Consider the following 19,852-nt stretch of genomic DNA (forward strand, 5'->3'; position numbering starts at 1 on the left):
TCAGGTGAGACTCAAAGAGGGGCGGTCCTCGCGGGCACGCTCAGCCCGCGTACGGGTCCGGCACCTTCCCCGGCCGGGCCAGGAACGCGAAGTCGCAGCCGGTGTCCGCCTGGGTGATCTGCTCGTTGTAGAGCGCCCCGTACCCGCGCTCGTAGCGTTCGGGCGGCGCCGTCCACTCCGCCCTGCGCCGCTCCAACTCCTCGTCGTCCACGTTGAGCTGGAGCGACCGTGCCCCGACGTCGAGGGTGATCGTGTCCCCGGTGCGTACCAGGGCGAGCGGTCCGCCGATGTGCGACTCGGGCGCCACGTGCAGCACACAGGCGCCGTAACTCGTGCCGCTCATCCGGGCGTCGGAGATCCGCACCATGTCCCGTACCCCCTGCTTCAGCAGATGGTCGGGGATGGGCAGCATCCCGTACTCCGGCATGCCGGGACCGCCCTTGGGCCCGGAGCCCCGCAGCACCAGCACGCTGTCCGCCGTGATGCCGAGCGACGGGTCGTTGATGGTCCGCTGCATGGTCTTGTAGTCGTCGAAGACGACCGCGGGACCGGTGTGCTCGAGCAGGTGCGGCTCGGCGGCGATGTGCTTGATGACGGCTCCGTCGGGGCAGAGGTTGCCGCGCAGTACGGCGACTCCCCCCTCGGCCGCGACCGGGTTGTGCCGGGTGCGGATGACGTCGTCGTCGTGCACCTGGGCGCCGGCCAGCTGCTCACGCATGCTGTCGTACGACACCGTCGGCCGGTCCAGGTGCAGCAGATCGGTGATCCGCGAGAGGAACCCGGGCAGACCGCCGGCGAAGTGGAAGTCCTCCATGAGGTACTTCCGGCCGCCGGGCCGGACGTTCGCGAGCACCGGCACGGTCCGCGCGATCCGGTCGAAGTCGTCGAGCGTGAGGGTGACACCCGAGCGGCCCGCCATGGCGATCAGATGGATCACGGCGTTGGTGGAACCGCCGAGCCCGAGGACGGTCGTCACCGCGTCCTCGAACGCGTCCGCGGTGAGGATGTCGGACAGCTTCCGGTCCTGGCGGACGAGTTCGACGATCCTCAGGCCCGCCGCGGCCGCCATCCGGTCGTGCCCGGAGTCGACGGCGGGGATGCTGGACGCGCCGGGCACGGTCACCCCGAGCGCCTCGGCGGCGGCCGTCAGCGTGGACGCCGTACCCATGGTCATGCAGTGCCCCGGAGAGCGCGCGAGCCCGCTCTCCAGCTCGGTCATCTCGCAGTCGCCGATGAGTCCGGCGCGCTTGTCGTCCCAGTACTTCCACATGTCGGTGCCGGAACCGAGGACCTCGCCCCGCCAGTGACCGGGCAGCATCGGCCCGGCGGGCACGAAGACCGCCGGCAGGTCGACGGACGCGGCGCCCATGAGCAGGGCGGGCGTGGACTTGTCGCAGCCGCCCATCAGTACCGCGCCGTCGACGGGATACGAGCGCAGCAGTTCCTCGGTCTCCATCGCCAGCAGGTTGCGGTAGAGCATCGGGGTCGGCTTCTGGAAGGTCTCGCTGAGGGTGGAGACCGGGAACTCGAGCGGGAAGCCCCCGGCCTGCCACACCCCCCGCTTCACGGCCTGCGCGCGGTCGCGCAGATGGACGTGACAGGGGTTGATGTCGGACCAGGTGTTCAGGATCGCGATGACCGGCTTGCCGAGGTGCTCCTCGGGCAGGTAGCCGAGCTGGCGGGTGCGGGCCCGGTGGCTGAAGGAGCGCAGACCCGACGAGACGCCGCTGCCGTACCACTGATGGCTCCGGAGCTCCTCGGGGCGCTTCGGCTCCCTTCCTCCTTGGCTCATATGGACCACCTCGCGGCGATGGCGGCGACTTCCGCGCGCTCGGAGTCGGGCAGTTCCCTGCTCGGCGGGCGGACCTCGCGGCGGCACAGGCCGAGCGAGGCGAGGGCCTCCTTGACCACGGTGACGTTGTTGGCGGAGGTGTTCGCCGCGCGCAGCTCCTCGAAGCGGCGGATCTGCTCCCAGACCTTCATGGCGGCCGGGTAGTCACCGGCGCGGAGGGCTTCGATCATGTTCAGGGAGACGGCCGGGGCGACGTTCACGAGGCCCGAGGTGAAGCCCGTGGCGCCGGCCGAGAAGTACGAGGGGGCGTACGGTTCGGCGAGGCCGGCGACCCACACGAACCGGTCGAGCCCCGCGTCCCGGGCGAAGGCGGCGAAGCGGGCCGCGTCCGGGACGGCGTACTTCACGCCGATCACGTTCGGGCAGACGTCGGCGAGGTCGGCGAGCCGGGCGCCGGGCAGCACCGGGTTGCGGATGTAGGGCACGACGCCCAGTTCCGGCACGGCCTCGGCGATGGCCCGGTGGTAGTCGACCCAGCCGCCTTCCGAGACATAGGGGTGCACGGGCTGATGGACCATCACCATCTGCGCGCCGAGCTCCCGGGCGTGCCGGGCGGAGGCGATGGCGGTCGGCACGTCGTGTCCGACGCCGACCAGGACGGTGGCACGGTCGCCGGCCTCGTCGATCGTCAACTCGGTGACGAGCTGCCGCTCTTGGGGGGTCAGGGCGTAGAACTCACCGGTGTTGCCGTTCGGGGTGAGGGTGCGGATGCCGCCGTCGAGCAGCCGACGCAGCAGGGCCCGGTGGGTGTCGCCGTCGATCGTCCCGTCCTCCGTGAAGGGGGTCACGGGGATCGCCACGACCTCGGCGAGCGCCGCCCGCTGGGTCTCGTACGTCGCTGTCATTCCTGTCCAACCTCTTCCTGGGCCGCGGGGAAGGCCCGTTGCACGAACGACTCGATGTGGGCGTGCAGCGCGCGGGCCGCGCCGTCGCAGTCACCGTCGAGGGCGAGGCGCAGGATCTCCCGGTGCTCGCCGGCCTCGCGCTCCCAGGACGGGTCCGCGGCCCAGGCGACCGCCGACACGAGAGCGGCCTGGTCACGCACTTCGTCGAGCATCCGGCCGAGCAGCGGGTTGCCGCAGGAGACATACAGGGCGCGGTGGAACTCCCGGTTGGCGAGCGAGCGTTCGGCGGTGTCGGAGGCGTCGTCGGCGCGGGTCAGCGCGTCGCGCGCGGCGTCGAGCGACGCCGCGCGCCGTACGGTCCGCCGCAGCGCCTCCGGCTCCAGCAGCAGCCGCACGTCGTACACCTCGCGCGCCATGTCCGCGTCCACCATGCGCACCGTGACGCCCTTGTACTGGTTCATCACGACGAGTCCGGTGCCGGCCAGGGTCTTCAGCGCCTCACGCACGGGCGTCTTCGACACCCCGAACTGTGCGGCGAGCTCGGTCTCGACCAGGGCCTGTCCCGGGGTCAACTGCCCGGTGAGGATGCGGTGTTTGATCCCCTCCAGCACGAACTGCGTGCGGGACGGGATCGGAATGGGCACAGAGGTCATGCGCGCCTCTCGGATCTGTATCTGATCTCGTGTATCGCGTCTCATATATGACGTACGAAGTACGACGCGTTGAAGGTAGGAGCGCAGCCGTGTTTCGTCAACGCTTGCGACAAAAGAAGGTGGAGTGACCAAGGAGGTCCGGGCCGCCGGACGGTCCATGTGCGTGACGAGCGGCTCCCCCGCGCCCGCCACCGGGCGACGGCGCCAACACCCTCGGGGATGAGATTCACCTGACGTTCGCTTTCGCGATTCCGGTCGGCGTCCGCCTCGCAGAGGGACGCGAGAGCCGCGATTTCGTGCGCGATCAGATCACGCACAGCCCTTCCGTATCCATATGCCTCTGCAACATCCATATGCCTCTGCAACTCGGCGAAGGCGCCGGGCACCCCCGTTCCGGCACTCCGCTTCAGCAGCGCCCGAGCCTCCGGCAAGGCGGGGCTACGGCTTCCAGCCGGGGTCGCGGCCGCTGAGGCCGATCACGCGGTCGAGGAAGGGCGCATCGTCAGGCACGGGCACCACGGGGCCGAACACGCCTCCGCCCGGGCCGGAACTCTCGGCCGCGGCGGCGAGGAAGCCGTACGCCGCCCGCAACGCGACCGCGTCGGGCTCGTACTCCTGGCCGGTGGCCCGGGCCAGGTCCCAGCCGTGCACCACCAGTTCGTCGGCGGCCACGGCCCCGGCGACCGCGCCCGGCAGCGTCACCCCGCCGGCACGGGTCACTCCGGTCCACGCGGCCGGGTCGCGCCAGGCCTCGGCGAGCTCGTCGAGCGCCTTCGGCAGGGCCGCGCGCCAGTCGGGCCCGATGTCCGGCACCACGGAACCGGGGTCGGTGTCGGTCGTGACGCCCAGGTCCTTGCGCCCGGCGTCACGGAAGGCGACGGCCAGTCCGCCCAGATGCCCGAGCATGTTGTGCACCGCGAGCCCGGGACAGGGCGTGGCGCGGTCGAGCTGCTCCTGCGTCATCCCCGCCGCGAGGCGCGCCACGATCAGGGCCTGCGGCCCGAGGTCGAAGGTGTCGAAAGTCCGGTCGTCCGTCATCCGCTGCTCCCCGGCTCTTGAGCTCTTCAGCTCGTCGGCTCATCTGTGACTCCACTCCGGAGACAGACCGAAACGGCGCCCGGAACTCATCGCTCCCGGCCGAGGAGAATCGCTCCCGGCCGAGGAGATAGGTCGCATGCCCGATCCCCGACCGCCCCCCTTAGAACCACGATCACCTGCCATGACATGGACGGTGACGCGTGTGCTGGGTGACCGCAACGCGGGGTTGTACCTGGCCGGAGTGGTGGTCTCGGGCTTCGGCTCGTCGGCGATGTGGCTGGTGTCGGGCATCTGGGTCAAGGACCTGACGGGCTCGAACGGTCTGGCGGCCCTGTGCGTGTTCGCCCTCTGGGCCCCCACGCTCGTCGGCCCCGTCCTCGGCGTGCTCGCGGACCGCACCCGCCGCCGGCCGCTCCTGATCGCCCTGAACCTGGCCCTGGCCGCGCTCCTGCCGACGCTGTCGGCCGTGACCACCCGGGAGGGCCTGTGGATCCTCTTCACGGTGCTGGTGCTCTACGGGGCGGCGGGCGTCGTCCATGACGCGGCGGAGTCGGCGCTCATGGCCACGGCCGTCGACAGGCACCTCCTCGGCGACTTCAACGGCCTGCGCATGACGGCGGGCGAGGGCATGAAGCTCCTGGCTCCGCTGACCGGGGCAGGCCTGTACGCGGCGTACGGCGGTGCGAGGGTGGCCGTCCTGGACGCCGGGACGTTCGCCCTCGCGGCCGGGCTGTACGCGCTGCTGCGGGTCCGCGAGGCCCCGCCCGCGTCGGACCCCTCGGCCTGGCGGGCCCGGACCGCCGCGGGCATCCGCCACATCCGGCATCACCCGGAACTGCGGCCACTGATCCTGGCCGCCGCCACGACCATGCTCTTCGCGGGCGTCAACGGCGCCACGGTCTACGCCGTCGCCGAGGGTCTTGGCCACTCCCCCGCGTACGTCGGCCTCCTCTACGTCGCCCAAGGCGCCGGCTCGGTGCTGATCGGCCTGGTCTCGGGTCCCCTGCTGCGCCGACTGGGCGAGCGCCGCTTCGCCGCGTACGGCACCGCCCTCACGGCGGTCGCGGTCGCGCTCCGCGCGGTCCCGTCCGACGCGGTGGCCCTGGTCTGCGGCGCGGTGATCGGCTTCGGCCTCCCCTGCGTCCTGATCGCCGCGTACACCGCCGTCCAGCGCGAGACTCCGGCCCCGCTCCTCGGCCGCACCTCCGCCACCGCGAACACCCTGATGTACGCCCCGAACGCGCTCGGGCTGGCCGTCGGCGCGGGCCTGATCGAACTGGTCGACTACCGGCCCCTGCTCCTGGTCCTCGGGCTGACCCGCCTCCTGACGCTGCCCCCGCTCACCCGCACCTAGAAGACGCACCCCCGGGGTCTGAGCTCAGGCCGGCCCCGTCAGCACCGCCCGCACGGCGTCCAGATCCCCGTCCGAGGCCAACCCCGCGTGATACAGCCGCAGTTCGGTCGCGCCCGCCGAAGCCGCCCGAGCCGCGTCCGCCGCCAACGTGCCCGGACTGCCTCCCATCCCTGACACGACCGTGAAGTTGGCGGCCAGTACGGCCGCCTCCCGCCCCTGTTCCGCGAACGGCGTCAGCGGGCCCACCCCACCCGTGCACGGCACCACCACCCCGTCCGCCACGGAGAGAATGTGCCCTGGATCGACCCCGGCGTTCGCCCCGCAGTGGTACGACACGGGATCGGCGTGCAGCAACACCTGGAAGCCGGCCGGCGCGGCCGCCCGCACCGCCGCGACCGCCGTCTCCTGGAGCGAACGGGCCACGCCCTCACGCCACGCGCGCGTGGCGGCCGCCGTCTCGCCCCCGAGCAGCTTCTCGACCGCCGGCCAGCCGCCGTCCGACGGCACGTCCCCGCGCCACACCGGCTCCAGCGCCTCCCGGACGGCCGCCGCCAGGTCATCCGCGTCGAGCCCGCGTCCCCCGTACCCCTCCCGGCAGGCCGCGCAGAAGCAGAGCGACATCAGGTACTGCCCGGCGTCCCCGAGCCCCACCCCGCCGATCTTGTCGTGGGCGTGCAGATGCGTGAGGCCGTACCAGCCGAGCGACTCCAGCTCCGTACCCGGCGCCCCGGGCCGCACCGCCGACTCCACCGCGAGGTCGACGAGGTACGCCCGTGTGTCGGCCTGCGCGATGCACGGCGCCCACGCATAGCGGTCCCCGTAGGCGTTGACGACGCAGGTGGACGGATGCTCGGCACCCATCCGGGAGTTGTGCGCGAGGACCACCCATGTGTGGACGTCCAGCCCGGCCTCCGCGAGCGCGCCGGCCGCCTCCCCGTACGCGTCCCCGGGTGCCCACTCCCCGGCGGCGTACGGCCGCAGCGCGCGCCCCTGCCACCGTGCGTCGTCGACGGGGTACAGAACGGCGGCGTGCGAGGCCGTCACGATCCGGTGCCGGGGGTGGCGAGGGGTCAGCGCGCGCGTGGAGTGGTACGCGGAGGCGAGCGTCACCTGCCGCACCCCGAGCCCGGCGATCCGCTCGGCCGCCCCCGGATCCCCGACGACGTCCCACGGATAGACGAAAGCGGACGCCTTCACTCGCCCTCCCCCAGCCGTCCTTCTCCCTCAGGCCCTTCAGGCCCCTCAGGCCCCTCAGGTCCTTCGAGCGGCTCCAGCAGCGCATACCCACGCTCGATCAGCTGCGCGAGCTGCTTCACATGGTCCTCGGTCGGCTCGTGCAGCGGCGGCCGTACCTCACCCACGTCCAGCCCCCGCAGCCGCACCCCCGCCTTGACCAGGGAGACCGCGTATCCGCGGCCCTGGGCCCGCAGGTCGACGAAGGGGCGGTAGAAGCCGTCCAGCAGCCGGTTCGCCGTCTCGTCGTCGCCCGTGTTGAGCGCCGTGTGGAACGCCAGGGCGATCTCGGGTGCGAAGCAGAAGACCGCCGACGAGTACAGCGTGATGCCGATGCCCCGGTACGCGAGCCCCGTCAGTTCGGCGGTCGGCAGCCCGTTGAAGTACAGGAAGTCACCGGGGACCTCACTGCGCACCGCGCTCACGATCCGCTGCATCAGGTCGAGGTCGCCCACCCCGTCCTTGAAACCGATGATCCCCTCGGTGCGCGCGAGTTCGACCACGGTCTCGGGCGTGAACACGGCGTTGTCGCGCTGGTAGACCACGATGTCCAGCGAGGTGGCGGCGGCGAGTTCCCGGTAGTGCCGCAGGAGCCCCTCCTGCCCCGCCACCACCAGATACGGCGGCATCGCGAGCAGCGCGTCGGCCCCGGCCTCCTCGGCGAGGCGTGCGAACCGTACGGCGAGCGCGGTCCCGTATCCGGCGCCCGCGACGACCGGAACTCGCCCGGCCGTCTCCTCCACGGCCGCCCGCACGCACTCCTGGAACTCCTCGGGCGTGAGCGCGTGGAACTCCCCGGTGCCGCAGCAGGCGAAGACGGCGGCGGCACCGGCCTCGACGCCGCGTCGCACGTGCGCGCGGTAGGTGTCGAGATCGAGGGCACCGTCGGGGCCGTACGCCGTGACGGGGAAGAACAGCGGCCCGCTGGGGATGCTGAGCCGAGCGGCAAGGGGGGCTGACGTCACGGACTCTCCCTGGGGCAGGTGCTCACGCACACAACAGCCGGTGCATGTTTCTGATCCATGTCCATATTTCTGAACGCCACCACGCTAAAGCGCGACCTTGGGGCCGGTCAAGCGCGCAAACCCGCGACACAGCAGCGGATTCGCCACCTCCGCGCGACACTTGACGGAGCAGGTCGGCGCTCCTTAGCGTGTCCATGGATGTGAATGCCGTACACGAATACGGCCACTCACGTGGCCGTGAGGAGACACCCGCATGCCCGCTCCCCGCACCGTTCTGCTCACCGGCGCCGCCGGCGGACTCGGCACCCTGATGCGGGGGCTGCTGCCGGACTACGGCTACCGGCTGCGCCTCCTCGACCTGCTGCCCGTCGAGGGCGAGCCGGACGCGCTCACCGCGGACCTCGCGGACAAGGCCGCCCTGCGCGAGGCCGTGCGGGGCGTCGACGCGATCATCCACCTCGCGGGCATCTCCCTGGAAGCCTCCTTCGACAAGATCCTCAAGGCGAACATCGAGGGGACGTACAACCTGTACGAGGCGGCGCGCGAAGAGGGCGTACGACGGATCGTCTTCGCCTCCTCCAACCACGCCGTCGGCTTCACCCCGCACCCCCAGGGCGAGGCCCCCTTCGACGACAGCGCCCTGATCCCGATCGACACCCCGCGCCGCCCGGACACCTTCTACGGGCTCTCCAAGTCCTTCGGCGAGGACCTGGCGCAGTTCTACTGGGACAAGCACGGCCTGGAGACGGTCTCGGTCCGCATCGGCTCCTGCTTCGCGGAGCCCACCAGCGTGCGCATGCTCTCCGTCTGGATGAGCCCCGAGGACGGCGCCCGCCTCTTCCACGCGGCGCTGACCGCCGAGGACGTACGGCACACGGTCGTCTACGGCTCCTCCGCCAACACCCGCCTGTGGTGGGACCTCTCGACGGCCCGGGCACTGGGCTACGAGCCGCGGGACGACTCCGAGCCGTACGCCGAGAAGCTCATCGCCGAACAGGGCGAGCTCGACCCGGCCAACCCGGACCACGCCCACCTGGGCGGCCACTTCACGACGCACCCGCCGATCTGGCCGTACTGACGACCGGACGGCCGCACTCACGACCTACGACCGGACGGCCGCACTCGCGACCTACGACCGGATGGCCGTACTCACGACCTCCGACCGGACGGCTGTACTCACGACCTACGACCGGACGGCCGTACTCACGACCGGGCGGCCGGAAGACGACCCTGCGGCCACGGCGCGAGAAGGCGGGCGGGCACCGAACGGGCCCGCCCGCCGCCGTGTTCGGGCACGAACCCTGCCCGATCCCACCTCGCCCACCGCTCCGCCCCAGGTCCGGCACGGGCGCCCGCCGCGCCGAACGGTCACAGCCGGGCATCATCGGTCACGCAACAGGCCTGGTCAGTGCCGCGCACCCGCTGTAGAACTTCCCCCAAGGCCCACACCGGGCCCGAACGGGCAGTACGCACTGGACGCAGGGAGCAGGTGCCGGCCATGACCGCGGAAGAACGCCAGCGGGAGATCGTCAGGGCCGCCCGCCGTACCGGCGCGGTCGACGTCACCGCGCTCGCCACCGAACTGGGCGTCGCCAAGGAGACCGTACGGCGCGACCTGCGCGCCCTGGAGGACCACGGTCTGGTCCGCCGCACCCACGGCGGCGCCTACCCCGTGGAGAGCGCCGGGTTCGAGACGACGCTCGCCTTCCGGGCCACCAGCCATGTGCCCGAGAAGCGCCGGATCGCGAGCGCCGCGGCCGAGCTGCTCGGGGACGCCGAGACCGTGTTCATCGACGAGGGGTTCACCCCGCAGCTCATCGCCGAGGCGCTCCCAAGGGACCGGCCACTGACCGTGGTCACCGCCTCCCTGGCCACGGCGGGCGCGCTCGCCGAGGCCGACCACACCAGCGTCCTGCTGCTCGGCGGCCGGGTCCGCCCCGGCACGCTCGCGACCGTGGACCACTGGACGACGAAGATGCTCGCCGGCTTCGTCATCGACCTGGCGTACATCGGCGCCAACGGCATCTCCCGCGAACACGGCCTCACCACCCCCGACCCGGCGGTCAGCGAGGTCAAGGCCCAGGCGATCAGGGCCTCCCGGCGCACGGTCTTCGCGGGCGTGCACACCAAGTTCGGGGCGGTCAGCTTCTGCCGCTTCGCGGAGATCACCGCCCTGGAAGCCATCGTCACGAGCACGCTCCTTCCGACGTCGGAGGCGCACCGGTACTCCTTGCAAGGCCCCCAGGTCATCCGAGTCTGAAAACCCAACTCACCCGCTACAAGGGCACGCCCACACCCGAAGAAGCCCTTTATCTCCCTATACGTCCAGGAGCGATCCATGCGAACCCAGAGCCGACGGAGGTCGCGCGCACTCGCCGCGGCCGCCGCAGGGACGCTGCTCGCCCCGCTGCTCTCCGGCTGTTGGGTCGGAGCGGGCGGGTCGGGGTCGGGCGGCGACTCCATCAACGTCCTGATGGTCAACAACCCGCAGATGGTGGAGCTGCAGAAACTCACCAAGGCGCACTTCACCAAGGAGACCGGCATCAAGGTGAACTTCACCGTGCTGCCGGAGAACGACGTCCGCGACAAGATCAGCCAGGACTTCGCCAACCAGGCCGGCCAGTACGACGTCGCCACACTCTCCAACTACGAGATACCGATCTACGCCCGCAACGGCTGGCTGCACGACATGGACTCCTATGTACGCCAGGACAGCGGCTATGACGAGCAGGACATCCTCGCCCCCATGCGGCAGTCCCTGACGGCCGCCGACGGCAAGCTCTACGGGCAGCCGTTCTACGGCGAGTCGTCCTTCCTGATGTACCGCAAGGACGTCTTCGCCCAGAAGGGCCTGACGATGCCCGACCACCCCACCTGGGAGCAGGTGGGACAGCTGGCCGCCGAGGCCGACGGCGCCCAGTCCGGCATGAAGGGCATCTGTCTGCGCGGCCTGCCCGGCTGGGGCGAGCTCATGGCACCCCTCACCACCGTCGTGAACACCTTCGGCGGCACCTGGTTCGACAAGGACTGGAAGGCCCGCCTCGACTCCCCCGAGTTCGAGAAGGCGACGAAGTTCTACGTGGACCTCGTCCGCAAGCACGGCGAGTCCGGCGCGGCCCAGTCGGGCTTCGCCGAGTGCCTCAACAACATGACCCAGGGCAAGACGGCCATGTGGTACGACGCCACCTCCGCGGCGGGCTCCCTGGAGGCGTCCGACTCCCCGGTCAAGGGCAAGATCGGCTACGTACCCGCACCCGTCGAGAAGACCAAGTCCTCCGGCTGGCTCTACACCTGGGCCTGGGGTCTGCAGAAGGCCTCCCACAACTCCGACAAGGCCTGGAAGTTCATCTCCTGGGCCTCGAGCAAGCAGTACGAGCAGCTGGTCGGCGACACGATCGGCTGGTCCAACGTGCCGGCCGGCAAGCGCGCCTCCACCTACACGAACGCCGCGTACACCAAGGAGGCCGCCGCCTTCCAGGAGATGACCCGCGAGGCCATCGAGGGCGCCCGCCCGCGCGACCCGGGGGTGCAGCCGCGCCCCGCGCCCGGCATCCAGTTCGTCGGCATCCCCGAGTTCACCGACCTCGGCACCAAGGTCTCGCAGGAGATCAGCGCGGCCATCGCCGGACGCCAGTCCGTCGACTCGGCCCTGAAGAAGTCCCAGAAACTCGCCGAGAAGATCTCCAAGGAGTACGAGGGACGATGACCGCCACGACAACGGCCCCCGTGGCCGCCACTCCCGTACGCACCCTGAAAGAGCCGTCCAACCGGCTGCGCGCCTGGGCCACCCGCGCCCCGCTGCTCCCCGCCCTGATCTTCATGATCGCCGTGACCCAGCTCCCCTTCGTGGCCACGCTGGTGATCTCCTTCTTCGACTGGAACGCGCTCTACCCCAAGGCCCGCCACTTCACCGGCCTCTCCAACTACTCGGACGTCCTCACCGACCCCGACCTGCGCCACTCGGTGTGGACGACGATCCTCCTGACGGCGGCCGTGGTCGTCGCCAGCCTGGTCATCGGCCTGGGCCTGGCCCTGCTCCTGGACCGCACATTCCGCGGCCGGGGCATCGTCAGGACCCTCCTCATCGCCCCCTTCCTGGTGGTCCCGGTCGCCGCCGCCCTGCTCTGGAAGCACGTGCTCTACAACCCGGAGTACGGCCTGCTCAACGGACTGCTGCACTACGTGGGCGGTCCCCAGCCCGACTGGATCTCGGGCACCCCACTGCTGGCGGTCGAGGCCTCCCTGGTCTGGCAGTGGACGCCCTTCATGATGCTGATCCTCCTGGCCGGCCTGCAGAGCCGCGACCACCAGCAGATCGAGGCCGCGCGGGTGGACGGCGCGAGCGACTGGCAGGTCTTCCGCTACCTCACCCTCCCCCACCTGCGCCGCTACCTGGAACTCGGCGCCCTGCTGGGCTCGATCTACATCGTCCAGAACTTCGACGCGGTCTTCACCCTCACGTCCGGCGGCCTGGGAACGGCCAACCTCCCCTACACCGTCTACCAGAGCTTCTACCAGGCCCACGAGAACGGCCTCGCCTCCGCCGCGGGCGTCCTGGTCGTCATCGGTTCGATCATCATCGCGACCTTCGCGCTGCGCGTGGTCTCGTCCCTGTTCCGCGAGGAGGTGTCCCGCGCATGAGCGCCACCACGATCCGCGTACGACCCCGGCGTGCCCGGGGGACGGGCCTGGGCCTGTTGGCCTGGCTGCTCGGTGTGCTGTTCTTCCTGCCCATCGCATGGATGGCCCTGACGTCGTTCCACTCGGAGTCGGACGCGGCGACCAACCCGCCGTCCTTCGGCGCCGCCCTCACCCTCGACGGCTACCGCGACTTCTTCGGCACGGGCGGCGGCGCGAGCCCCTGGCCCGCGCTGATCAACTCGACGGTGGCCTCGGTGGTCTCCACCCTCTGCGTCCTCCTGCTGGCCTTCCCGGCGGCGTACGCACTCTCCATCCGCCCGGTGAAGAAGTGGACGGACGTCCTGTTCTTCTTCCTGTCGACGAAGATGCTGCCGGTCGTAGCCGGACTCCTCCCGATCTACCTCTTCGCGAAGAACACCGGAATGCTGGACAACATCTGGCTCCTGGTCATCCTCTACACCTCCATGAACCTGCCGATCGCGGTGTGGATGATGCAGTCGTTCCTCGCCGAGGTACCGGTGGCGGTGATCGAGGCGGCCCAGATCGACGGCGCGAAACTGCCGACGATCCTGGCCCGCGTCGTGGCCCCCATAGCCCTGCCCGGCATCGCGGCCACGGCCCTGATCTGTTTCATCTTCAGCTGGAACGAACTGCTGTTCGCCCGCGTGCTGACCGGTGTGGTCGCCGAGACGGCCCCCGTCTTCCTGACCGGCTTCATCACCAGCCAGGGCCTGTTCCTGGCCAAGGTGTGCGCCGCCTCGCTCGTCATCTCCCTGCCGGTGCTCGCCGCGGGGTTCGCCGCCCAGGACAAACTGGTCCAGGGCCTCTCCCTGGGAGCCGTCAAATGAAGGCCGCCGTCATCGAGTCCGTGGGCCGCGCCGTCGTCACCGAGGTCCCGGACCCGACACCGGGCCCCCGCGAGGTCGTCGTCGAGGTCGCCGCCTGCGGCCTGTGCGGCACGGACCTGCACATCCTCCAGGGCGAGTTCGCGCCCAAGCTGCCGATCGTGCCGGGGCACGAGTTCGCGGGCGAGGTGGTCGGGGTCGGCACCCAGGTCACCGAGCTCGCGGTCGGCGACCGGGTGGCCGTCGACCCCTCGCTGTACTGCTACGAGTGCCGGCAGTGCCGTACGGGCCACAACAACCTCTGCGAACGCTGGGCCGCGATCGGCGTCACCACGGCGGGCGGGGCCGCGCAGTACGCGGTGGCCCCGGTGGCGAACTGCGTGAAGCTGCCCGAGCACGTACGCACCCAGGACGCCGCGCTCGTGGAGCCGCTGTCCTGCGCGGTGCGCGGCTACGACGTCCTGCGGTCCCGGCTCGGCGCCCATGTCCTGATCTACGGCTCCGGGACGATGGGCCTGATGATGCTGGAGCTGGCCAAGCGGACCGGCGCGGCGAGCGTGGACGTCGTGGACCTGAACCCGGCCCGGCTGGAGACGGCACGCACGCTCGGTGTCTCGGGGTCGGCGGCGAACGCGGACGAGCTGGACCGCCCGCAGGGTTGGGACCTCGTCGTCGACGCCACCGGCAACGCGGCCGCGATCCAGGACGGCCTGGACCGGGTGGCGAAGGCGGGCACGTTCCTCCAGTTCGGGGTCGCCGACTACGCGACCCGCGTGACGATCGACCCGTACCGCATCTACAACCAGGAGATCACCATCACCGGTTCGATGGCCGTGCTGCACAGCTTCGAGCGGGCGGCGGAACTGTTCGCGAACGGCGTGCTCGACCCCGAGATCTTCATCAGCGACCGGATCGAGCTGGAGCGGTATCCGCTGGCGTTGCAGCAGTTCGCGGCGGGCGTGGGCAGGAAGATCGTGGTGGTTCCGTAGGGAATCATCGGGATTCGGGCCAGGGTTTCGGGGTTCCGCCAATTGGCCGCTTGGTAAGGGAACGGCAAAATGGTCTCGCTCGTTCACCAGGCATGACAGCTATGACCCCTGGCTCGAACATCCCTCTCTCCGCCGCGCGCGTGACGGTGGACGTCGCCGCTCCGGTGCGGCTCGACGTGTCGGGCCTGCTGCTCACCGCCGACGGCAAGGTGCGCTCGGACGACGACTTCATCTTCTACAACCAGCCGAGCGGGCCGGGCGTGACGTACCGCTCGGGCGGCGGTGCGGCACCCGACGCGATCACCGTCGACACCGGTGCCGTCCCCCCGGGCATCGAGAAGATCGTGGTCACCGCGAGCCCGGACGCCGCGGGCCAGACCTTCCAGGGCATCGAACCGACGGCCACGATCCGCAACGCGGACGACAACAGCGTCCTGGGCACGTTCACGCCCCCTCAACTCGGCACCGAGACGGCGCTGGTGGTCGTGGAGATCTATCTGCGCAACGGCGCCTGGAAGGCCCGCGCGGTCGGCCAGGGGTACGCGAACGGCCTCGCGGGCATCGCCACGGACTTCGGCGTCTCGGTGGAGGAACCGGCACCCGCCCCGGCGGCCCAGCCCGTAGCCGCACCCGCGACCCCGCCCGCACCCCCCATGCACACCCCCGTGACCCCGCCGGCCCCTCCCGCGCCGCCCGCCCCTCCCACTCCCCCCGCCTCCGGAAAGATCAACCTCGACAAGGGCCGCGTCAGCCTCCAGAAGAACCAGACGGTCTCCCTGGTCAAGGGCGGCCGCCCGCTGCTCTCCCAGGTCAAGATGGGCCTCGGCTGGGAGCCGGCGTACCGCGGCAAGGACATCGACCTGGACGCCTCGGTCATCGCCTACGGCCCGCAGCGCAACCACATCGACAGCTGCTACTTCGGCAAGCTGTCCATCCTGAACGGCGCGATCAAGCACTCCGGCGACAACCTCACGGGCGAGGGCGGCGGTGACGACGAGGTGATCGTGGTCGACCTCGGCCGCCTCCCCCAGGAGGCGACCGGCCTCGTCTTCACGGTCAACTCCTTCTCCGGCCAGAAGTTCACCGAGGTCGCCAAGGCCTACTGCCGCCTGCTGGACGCCGCCACCGGCGAGGAGCTGGTCCGCTTCGACCTCACCAGCGCCGAGGCCCAGACCGGCGTGATGATGGCCAAGATGATCAAGCAGTTCTCCGGCGAGTGGGAGATGACGGCCATGGGCGACTTCGTGAAGTCGCGTACGGTCCGCGGCATGGTGAAGCCCGCGGCCCAGGCCCTCTGACCCGCGGCCGCCCACCCACGGAAGGGACCATGGCGGTGCGTCGCAAGCCCGTCGCTTACGTCCGGATCGAGCAGCGGCTCGCCTGCCCGGCCCACGCCTGATCCGGCGGCGACGGGCTCGACGCGCCGCCACGGACCCGACCCACCCCCCGGCGGACAGCGCACGCCGGACAACGCACCGCCTGAGGACCCTCCGTCGCTACGGCCGCAGCCCCTCCGTCAGCAGGGACAGATACCGGCGGATCTGCTTGCCCTGGCCGTTCGCCAGCTCCGAGGCCGTGGACACCCCGTGAGCCAGCCGCAGGACCTCGATCGGCTCGATGTCCTGCCGCAGGGTTCCCTCCCGCTGCGCCGCCTCGACCAGCCGCTGCGCCGCCCCCTTCATGGAAGTGCCGCAGGCCGTGAGCGCGGCCCTGCTGCCGTCCGTGACGGCCGAGCCCAGCAGGGCCTTCATTCCGCGTACCTGGATGGTGCCGACGCACAGCTCGTAGAGCCACTCCGCCAGCGCCTCGCCCGGGGGCAGTTCCTTCGCGATCTCGTCGGCCCGCGCCCCGAGCGCCTCGATCCGGTCGACGTACGCCGCCTCCAACAGCGCCTGCCGCGTGGGGAAGTGCCGGTACAGCGTGCCCGACCCGACACCCGCCCGCTTGGCGATGTCGTCGAGCGACGCGCCTTCCCCGTGCTCGGCGAACGCCTCGGCCGCCACCTTCAGCAACCGCTCATAGTTGCGCCGAGCGTCCGCGCGCATGGGCTTGACCTGCGTCATTCAGATACTCCTTGCGAACCGGGGACCCCCTCCGTATCTTAGCGAGGGTTAAACGGAGACAGTCCCCGCTTATTTCGCGGGCAGTCCGTGCTGCCCGTACGCACCTTCGTCCGGGGACGCCAGACCGGGAGAACACCGTGTCCACCTCGTCTACCCCGTCCGCACCGTCCACCACCACCGACGCTCTCTCCGCACCACCCCAACCCGCCAGGCTCGGCGCCGTCCTGTTCGTCATCGTCACCGCCTACCTGATGGTCGGCGTGGACTCCACCGTCGTCAATGTCGCACTGCCCGACATCCAGAAGGACCTGCACTTCAGCCCGACCGGCCTGTCCTGGGTGCTCAACGCGTACACCCTCACCTTCGGCGGCCTGCTCCTCCTCGGCGGCCGGGTCGGCGACATCGCGGGCCGCCGCCGCACCCTGACCATCGGCGTCCTGCTCTTCGCCGGATCCTCCCTACTCGGCGGTCTCGCCACCGAAAGCGCCTGGCTGCTCACCGCCCGCGCCCTCCAGGGCGTCGGCGCCGCCCTCACCGCACCCAGCACCCTCGCGCTGATCACCACGAACTTCCCCGACGGCCCGCGCCGCCACCACGCCCTGGGCATCTACGCGTCGATGGCGGGCATCGGCGCCTCCATCGGCCTGGTCCTCGGCGGCATGCTCACCTCCTGGGCGTCCTGGCGCTGGGCCCTGCTGATCAACGTACCGATCGGCATCGCGGTCGCCGTCGCCCTGCCCCGCTTCGTCACCGAGACCCAGCGCCACGCGGGCCGGTTCGACGCGGCGGGGGCACTCGCCGGCACGGCCGGGATGACATCGCTGGTGTACGCGTTCATCCGGGTCTCGGAGGAGGGCTGGTCCGACACCCAGGCGCTGCTGGGCTTCAGCTCGGCGGCGGCCCTGCTGGTGGGCTTCACGCTGATCGAGTCCCGCGCGGACCAGCCGATCATGCCGCTGCGCCTGTTCGCGAGCCGCAACCGCGCGGGCGGCTACGCGGGCGTACTGCTGCTGCCCGCGGGCATGTTCGGCGCGTTCTACTTCCTCACCCTGATCTGCCAGCAGGTCCTGGGCTACAGCCCGCTCCGCGCGGGATTCGCCTTCCTGCCCATGACCCTGGCGATGTTCACGGTCGTACGCTTCGTGCCCCGGCTGCTCGCGCGGCTCGGCGCCAAGCCGGTGCTGCTCACCGGCATGGCCCTGCTCGTCGTCGCGGCCGCGTGGCTGTGGCGGCTGCGACCCGACGACGGCTACCTCACCGGCCTGTTCGGCCCGCTGGTGCTGATGGGCGTGGGCGTCGGCCTGAGCTTCATGCCGCTCAACGCGACGATCCTCGCGGGCATCGAACCACGGGAGGCGGGCGCCGCCTCCGGCCTGCTGCAGACCCTGCAGTGGCTCGGCGGCACCCTCGGCCTCTCCATCCTGGTCACGGTCTTCGGCACGGCGGCCCGGCGCGCGCACGGCTCCCCGTCCGACATCCTCACCGAGGGTGCGGCCCGCGCGTTCGGCATCGGCTCGCTGATCGCGCTGACCGCCCTGCTGGTGTCGGCGTTCGCAATCACCGGTACGAAGCCGAAGCACACCGCCTGAGGAAACCACCACCTGAAGGAACCGACCGCCTGAAGAAACCCAGCACCTAGAACAACGCGCTGTACGCGTTCAACGCGGGCTGTCCGCCCAGGTGGGCGTAGAGCACGGTGGACTCCCGCCCGATCTCCCCGCGCGCCACCAGATCCACCATCCCGGCCATCGACTTGCCCTCGTAGACGGGGTCAGTGACCATCCCCTCGGTGCGCGCCGCGAGCCGCATCGCCTCCAGCGTGGCCTCGTCCGGAATCCCGTACGTGCCCGCGTGGTACCGCTCGTCCAGCTCGACGTCCGACTCCGTCAACTCCTTCCTTACGCCGATGAGCTGCCCGGTGCCGTGTGCGATCCGCGCGATCTGCTCCCGGGTGCGGGCGGGCGCCGCCGACGCGTCGATCCCAAGGACGCGCCGCGGCCGCCCGCCCGCCTCCTCCAGGGCCGCGAACCCGGCGACCATGCCCGCCTGGGTCGACCCGGTCACCGAGCACACCACGACGGTGTCGAAGAAGACGCCCAACTCCGCTTCCTGCTCGGCCACTTCATAGGCCCACCCGGCGAACCCCAGGCCCCCCAGCGGATGGTCCGACGCCCCCGCCGGAATGGCGTACGGCTTGCCGCCGCCCTCCTCGACCTCCCGCAGCGCCTGCTCCCAGCTCTCCTTGAAGCCGATCCCGAACCCGGCCCGCACGAGCCGTACGTCGGCCCCGGCGAGGCGGCTGATGAGGATGTTTCCGACCTTGTCGTACACGGAGTCGGGCCACTCCACCCAACTCTCCTGCACGAGCACGCACTTGAGCCCGGCTCGGGCGGCGACGGCCGCGACCTGGCGGGTGTGGTTGGACTGCACGCCACCGATCGAGACGAGGGTGTCGCAGCCCTGGGCGAGCGCGTCGGCGACGAGGTACTCCAGCTTGCGGGTCTTGTTCCCGCCGTACGCGACACCGGAGTTGCAGTCCTCCCGCTTGGCCCACAGGGAGGCACCGCCGAGGTGCTCGGTCAGACGCTCCAGCGGATGCACGGGCGAGGGCCCGAAGAGCAGGGGGTAACGCTCGTACGAGGAAAGGGACATGGGTCCTCCCGCATCAGGGTTCGACATCGGCCAGGTCTTCGAGCGCGCCCCAGATCTCCGCGGTGACGCGGACGGCGGCGGCCACGTCCCGTTCGGCACAGGCGTCGATCAGCTCGTCGTGCAGGCCCGCCGAACGGCAGTTGCCGCCCTCACCGAAGCGGCGCCGTTCCAGACGGCGGATCAGCGGGGTGTAGCGGGCGACGGTGGCGGCGGCGGCACGATTGCCGCTCACCCGCACCAGTACGTCGTGCAGCTCGTCGTCGGCCATCAGGGCGGCGTCCACGTCACCGGCGCGAACAGCGTCCGCGAAGCGCACGTTGGCCTCGCGCATCACCTCGATGTGCGGCGCTTCGAGCCGGGGCACCGCCGTGCGCGCGGCCAGCTCGTGCATGGCGCCGACCACGGCCGCCGCGTCCCGTACATCAGCGGCCACCAGGGGGGTCACCCGCGTGTAGCTCTGCGGCTTGGACTCCAGCAGCCCCTCGTCGACCAGCCGGGAGAAGGCCTCGCGCACCGGCGCCCGCGACAGCCCGAGCAGCTCGGCGAGCCCGGCGTCGCGCACCACCGCGCCCGGTGCGAGCTCACCGGCCACGATGGCGTCCCGAATCGCTTCGTACGCGCGGTCCCTCAGCAGGGTCCGGCGCACGGGTCGTATCGCCTTCATGAACTGAAATGTTAGATATCAGTTCCCGCTGCGCACAAGAGTGCGGCCCGCACCGAAG

General features: G+C 71.0%; 18 protein-coding genes. 9 read left to right on the plus strand and 9 right to left on the minus strand.

Annotation, left to right across the window (positions count from 1 at the left end; translation table 11 throughout):
* Window positions 1-40 precede the first annotated feature (40 nt).
* The 4 genes from araD to ACFZDJ_RS00660 form a co-directional block, all read right to left on the minus strand.
* Window positions 41-1,792 carry an L-arabinonate dehydratase gene (gene araD / locus ACFZDJ_RS00645; protein ID WP_391055113.1) on the minus strand — a complete coding sequence of 584 codons (1,752 nt, stop codon included), beginning with the start codon at window positions 1,790-1,792 and terminating at the stop codon, window positions 41-43.
* On the minus strand, window positions 1,789-2,697 hold the full coding sequence (locus ACFZDJ_RS00650) for a dihydrodipicolinate synthase family protein (protein ID WP_391055116.1): 909 nt from the start codon (window positions 2,695-2,697) through the stop codon (window positions 1,789-1,791). The genes araD and ACFZDJ_RS00650 overlap by 4 nt, the downstream gene beginning before the upstream one ends.
* Window positions 2,694-3,350, minus strand: coding sequence for a GntR family transcriptional regulator (locus ACFZDJ_RS00655; RefSeq protein WP_384906065.1), 657 nt, complete (start codon window positions 3,348-3,350; stop codon window positions 2,694-2,696). Before ACFZDJ_RS00655 ends, ACFZDJ_RS00650 begins: the two co-directional genes overlap by 4 nt.
* A gap of 438 nt (window positions 3,351-3,788) precedes the next feature.
* Window positions 3,789-4,388, minus strand: coding sequence for a TIGR03086 family metal-binding protein (locus ACFZDJ_RS00660; protein WP_391055118.1), 600 nt, complete (start codon window positions 4,386-4,388; stop codon window positions 3,789-3,791).
* Between the two features lie 181 nt (window positions 4,389-4,569).
* Here ACFZDJ_RS00660 and ACFZDJ_RS00665 point away from each other — a divergent pair, with 181 nt between their 5' ends.
* The gene (locus tag ACFZDJ_RS00665) at window positions 4,570-5,742 is read left to right on the plus strand and encodes an MFS transporter (protein ID WP_391055121.1); all 1,173 of its coding nucleotides are present in this window, start codon (window positions 4,570-4,572) and stop codon (window positions 5,740-5,742) included.
* A 24-nt stretch (window positions 5,743-5,766) separates the two neighbouring features.
* Here ACFZDJ_RS00665 and ACFZDJ_RS00670 read toward each other — a convergent pair whose 3' ends face one another.
* A complete protein-coding gene (locus ACFZDJ_RS00670; RefSeq protein ID WP_391055124.1) occupies window positions 5,767-6,939 on the minus strand; it encodes a hypothetical protein in 1,173 nt (390 codons plus the stop codon).
* Window positions 6,936-7,940, minus strand: a complete 1,005-nt coding sequence (locus ACFZDJ_RS00675) for a 5-dehydro-4-deoxyglucarate dehydratase (RefSeq protein ID WP_390928438.1) — start codon at window positions 7,938-7,940, stop codon at window positions 6,936-6,938. The genes ACFZDJ_RS00670 and ACFZDJ_RS00675 overlap by 4 nt, the downstream gene beginning before the upstream one ends.
* Window positions 7,941-8,193: 253 nt before the next feature.
* On the opposite strand from ACFZDJ_RS00675, the gene ACFZDJ_RS00680 reads away from it, so the two are divergent.
* The 7 genes from ACFZDJ_RS00680 (at window position 8,194) to ACFZDJ_RS00710 (ending at window position 15,713) form a co-directional block, all read left to right on the plus strand.
* Window positions 8,194-9,018: an NAD-dependent epimerase/dehydratase family protein gene (locus ACFZDJ_RS00680; RefSeq protein WP_390928436.1), complete on the plus strand. Its 825-nt coding sequence runs from the start codon at window positions 8,194-8,196 to the stop codon at window positions 9,016-9,018.
* Between the two features lie 420 nt (window positions 9,019-9,438).
* Window positions 9,439-10,200, plus strand: a complete 762-nt coding sequence (locus ACFZDJ_RS00685; RefSeq protein ID WP_390928435.1) for a DeoR family transcriptional regulator — start codon at window positions 9,439-9,441, stop codon at window positions 10,198-10,200.
* Between the two features lie 78 nt (window positions 10,201-10,278).
* A complete protein-coding gene (locus tag ACFZDJ_RS00690; RefSeq protein ID WP_391055127.1) occupies window positions 10,279-11,646 on the plus strand; it encodes an extracellular solute-binding protein in 1,368 nt (455 codons plus the stop codon).
* The gene (locus ACFZDJ_RS00695) at window positions 11,643-12,581 is read left to right on the plus strand and encodes an ABC transporter permease subunit (protein ID WP_390928431.1); all 939 of its coding nucleotides are present in this window, start codon (window positions 11,643-11,645) and stop codon (window positions 12,579-12,581) included. Before ACFZDJ_RS00690 ends, ACFZDJ_RS00695 begins: the two co-directional genes overlap by 4 nt.
* A complete protein-coding gene (locus ACFZDJ_RS00700) occupies window positions 12,578-13,429 on the plus strand; it encodes a carbohydrate ABC transporter permease (RefSeq protein ID WP_168507998.1) in 852 nt (283 codons plus the stop codon). Before ACFZDJ_RS00695 ends, ACFZDJ_RS00700 begins: the two co-directional genes overlap by 4 nt.
* Window positions 13,426-14,415, plus strand: a complete 990-nt coding sequence (locus ACFZDJ_RS00705; protein WP_391055130.1) for an alcohol dehydrogenase catalytic domain-containing protein — start codon at window positions 13,426-13,428, stop codon at window positions 14,413-14,415. Before ACFZDJ_RS00700 ends, ACFZDJ_RS00705 begins: the two co-directional genes overlap by 4 nt.
* Window positions 14,416-14,516: 101 nt before the next feature.
* Window positions 14,517-15,713, plus strand: coding sequence for a TerD family protein (locus ACFZDJ_RS00710; protein ID WP_390928427.1), 1,197 nt, complete (start codon window positions 14,517-14,519; stop codon window positions 15,711-15,713).
* 198 nt (window positions 15,714-15,911) lie between these two features.
* Here ACFZDJ_RS00710 and ACFZDJ_RS00715 read toward each other — a convergent pair whose 3' ends face one another.
* Window positions 15,912-16,478 carry a TetR/AcrR family transcriptional regulator gene (locus tag ACFZDJ_RS00715; RefSeq protein WP_168508002.1) on the minus strand — a complete coding sequence of 189 codons (567 nt, stop codon included), beginning with the start codon at window positions 16,476-16,478 and terminating at the stop codon, window positions 15,912-15,914.
* A 137-nt stretch (window positions 16,479-16,615) separates the two neighbouring features.
* On the opposite strand from ACFZDJ_RS00715, the gene ACFZDJ_RS00720 reads away from it, so the two are divergent.
* Window positions 16,616-18,067 (plus strand): MFS transporter, encoded by a 1,452-nt coding sequence (locus ACFZDJ_RS00720; RefSeq protein WP_391055133.1) that lies wholly within the window; start codon window positions 16,616-16,618, stop codon window positions 18,065-18,067.
* Between the two features lie 46 nt (window positions 18,068-18,113).
* Here the strand turns inward: ACFZDJ_RS00720 and ACFZDJ_RS00725 are convergent, their stop codons facing one another.
* The gene (locus ACFZDJ_RS00725) at window positions 18,114-19,130 is read right to left on the minus strand and encodes a 1-aminocyclopropane-1-carboxylate deaminase (RefSeq protein WP_391055136.1); all 1,017 of its coding nucleotides are present in this window, start codon (window positions 19,128-19,130) and stop codon (window positions 18,114-18,116) included.
* Between the two features lie 13 nt (window positions 19,131-19,143).
* The gene (locus ACFZDJ_RS00730; protein ID WP_391055138.1) at window positions 19,144-19,794 is read right to left on the minus strand and encodes an FCD domain-containing protein; all 651 of its coding nucleotides are present in this window, start codon (window positions 19,792-19,794) and stop codon (window positions 19,144-19,146) included.
* Window positions 19,795-19,852: the final 58 nt, after the last annotated feature.

This window comes from Streptomyces sp. NPDC007896, assembly GCF_042959425.1.
GTDB lineage: Bacteria > Actinomycetota > Actinomycetes > Streptomycetales > Streptomycetaceae > Streptomyces.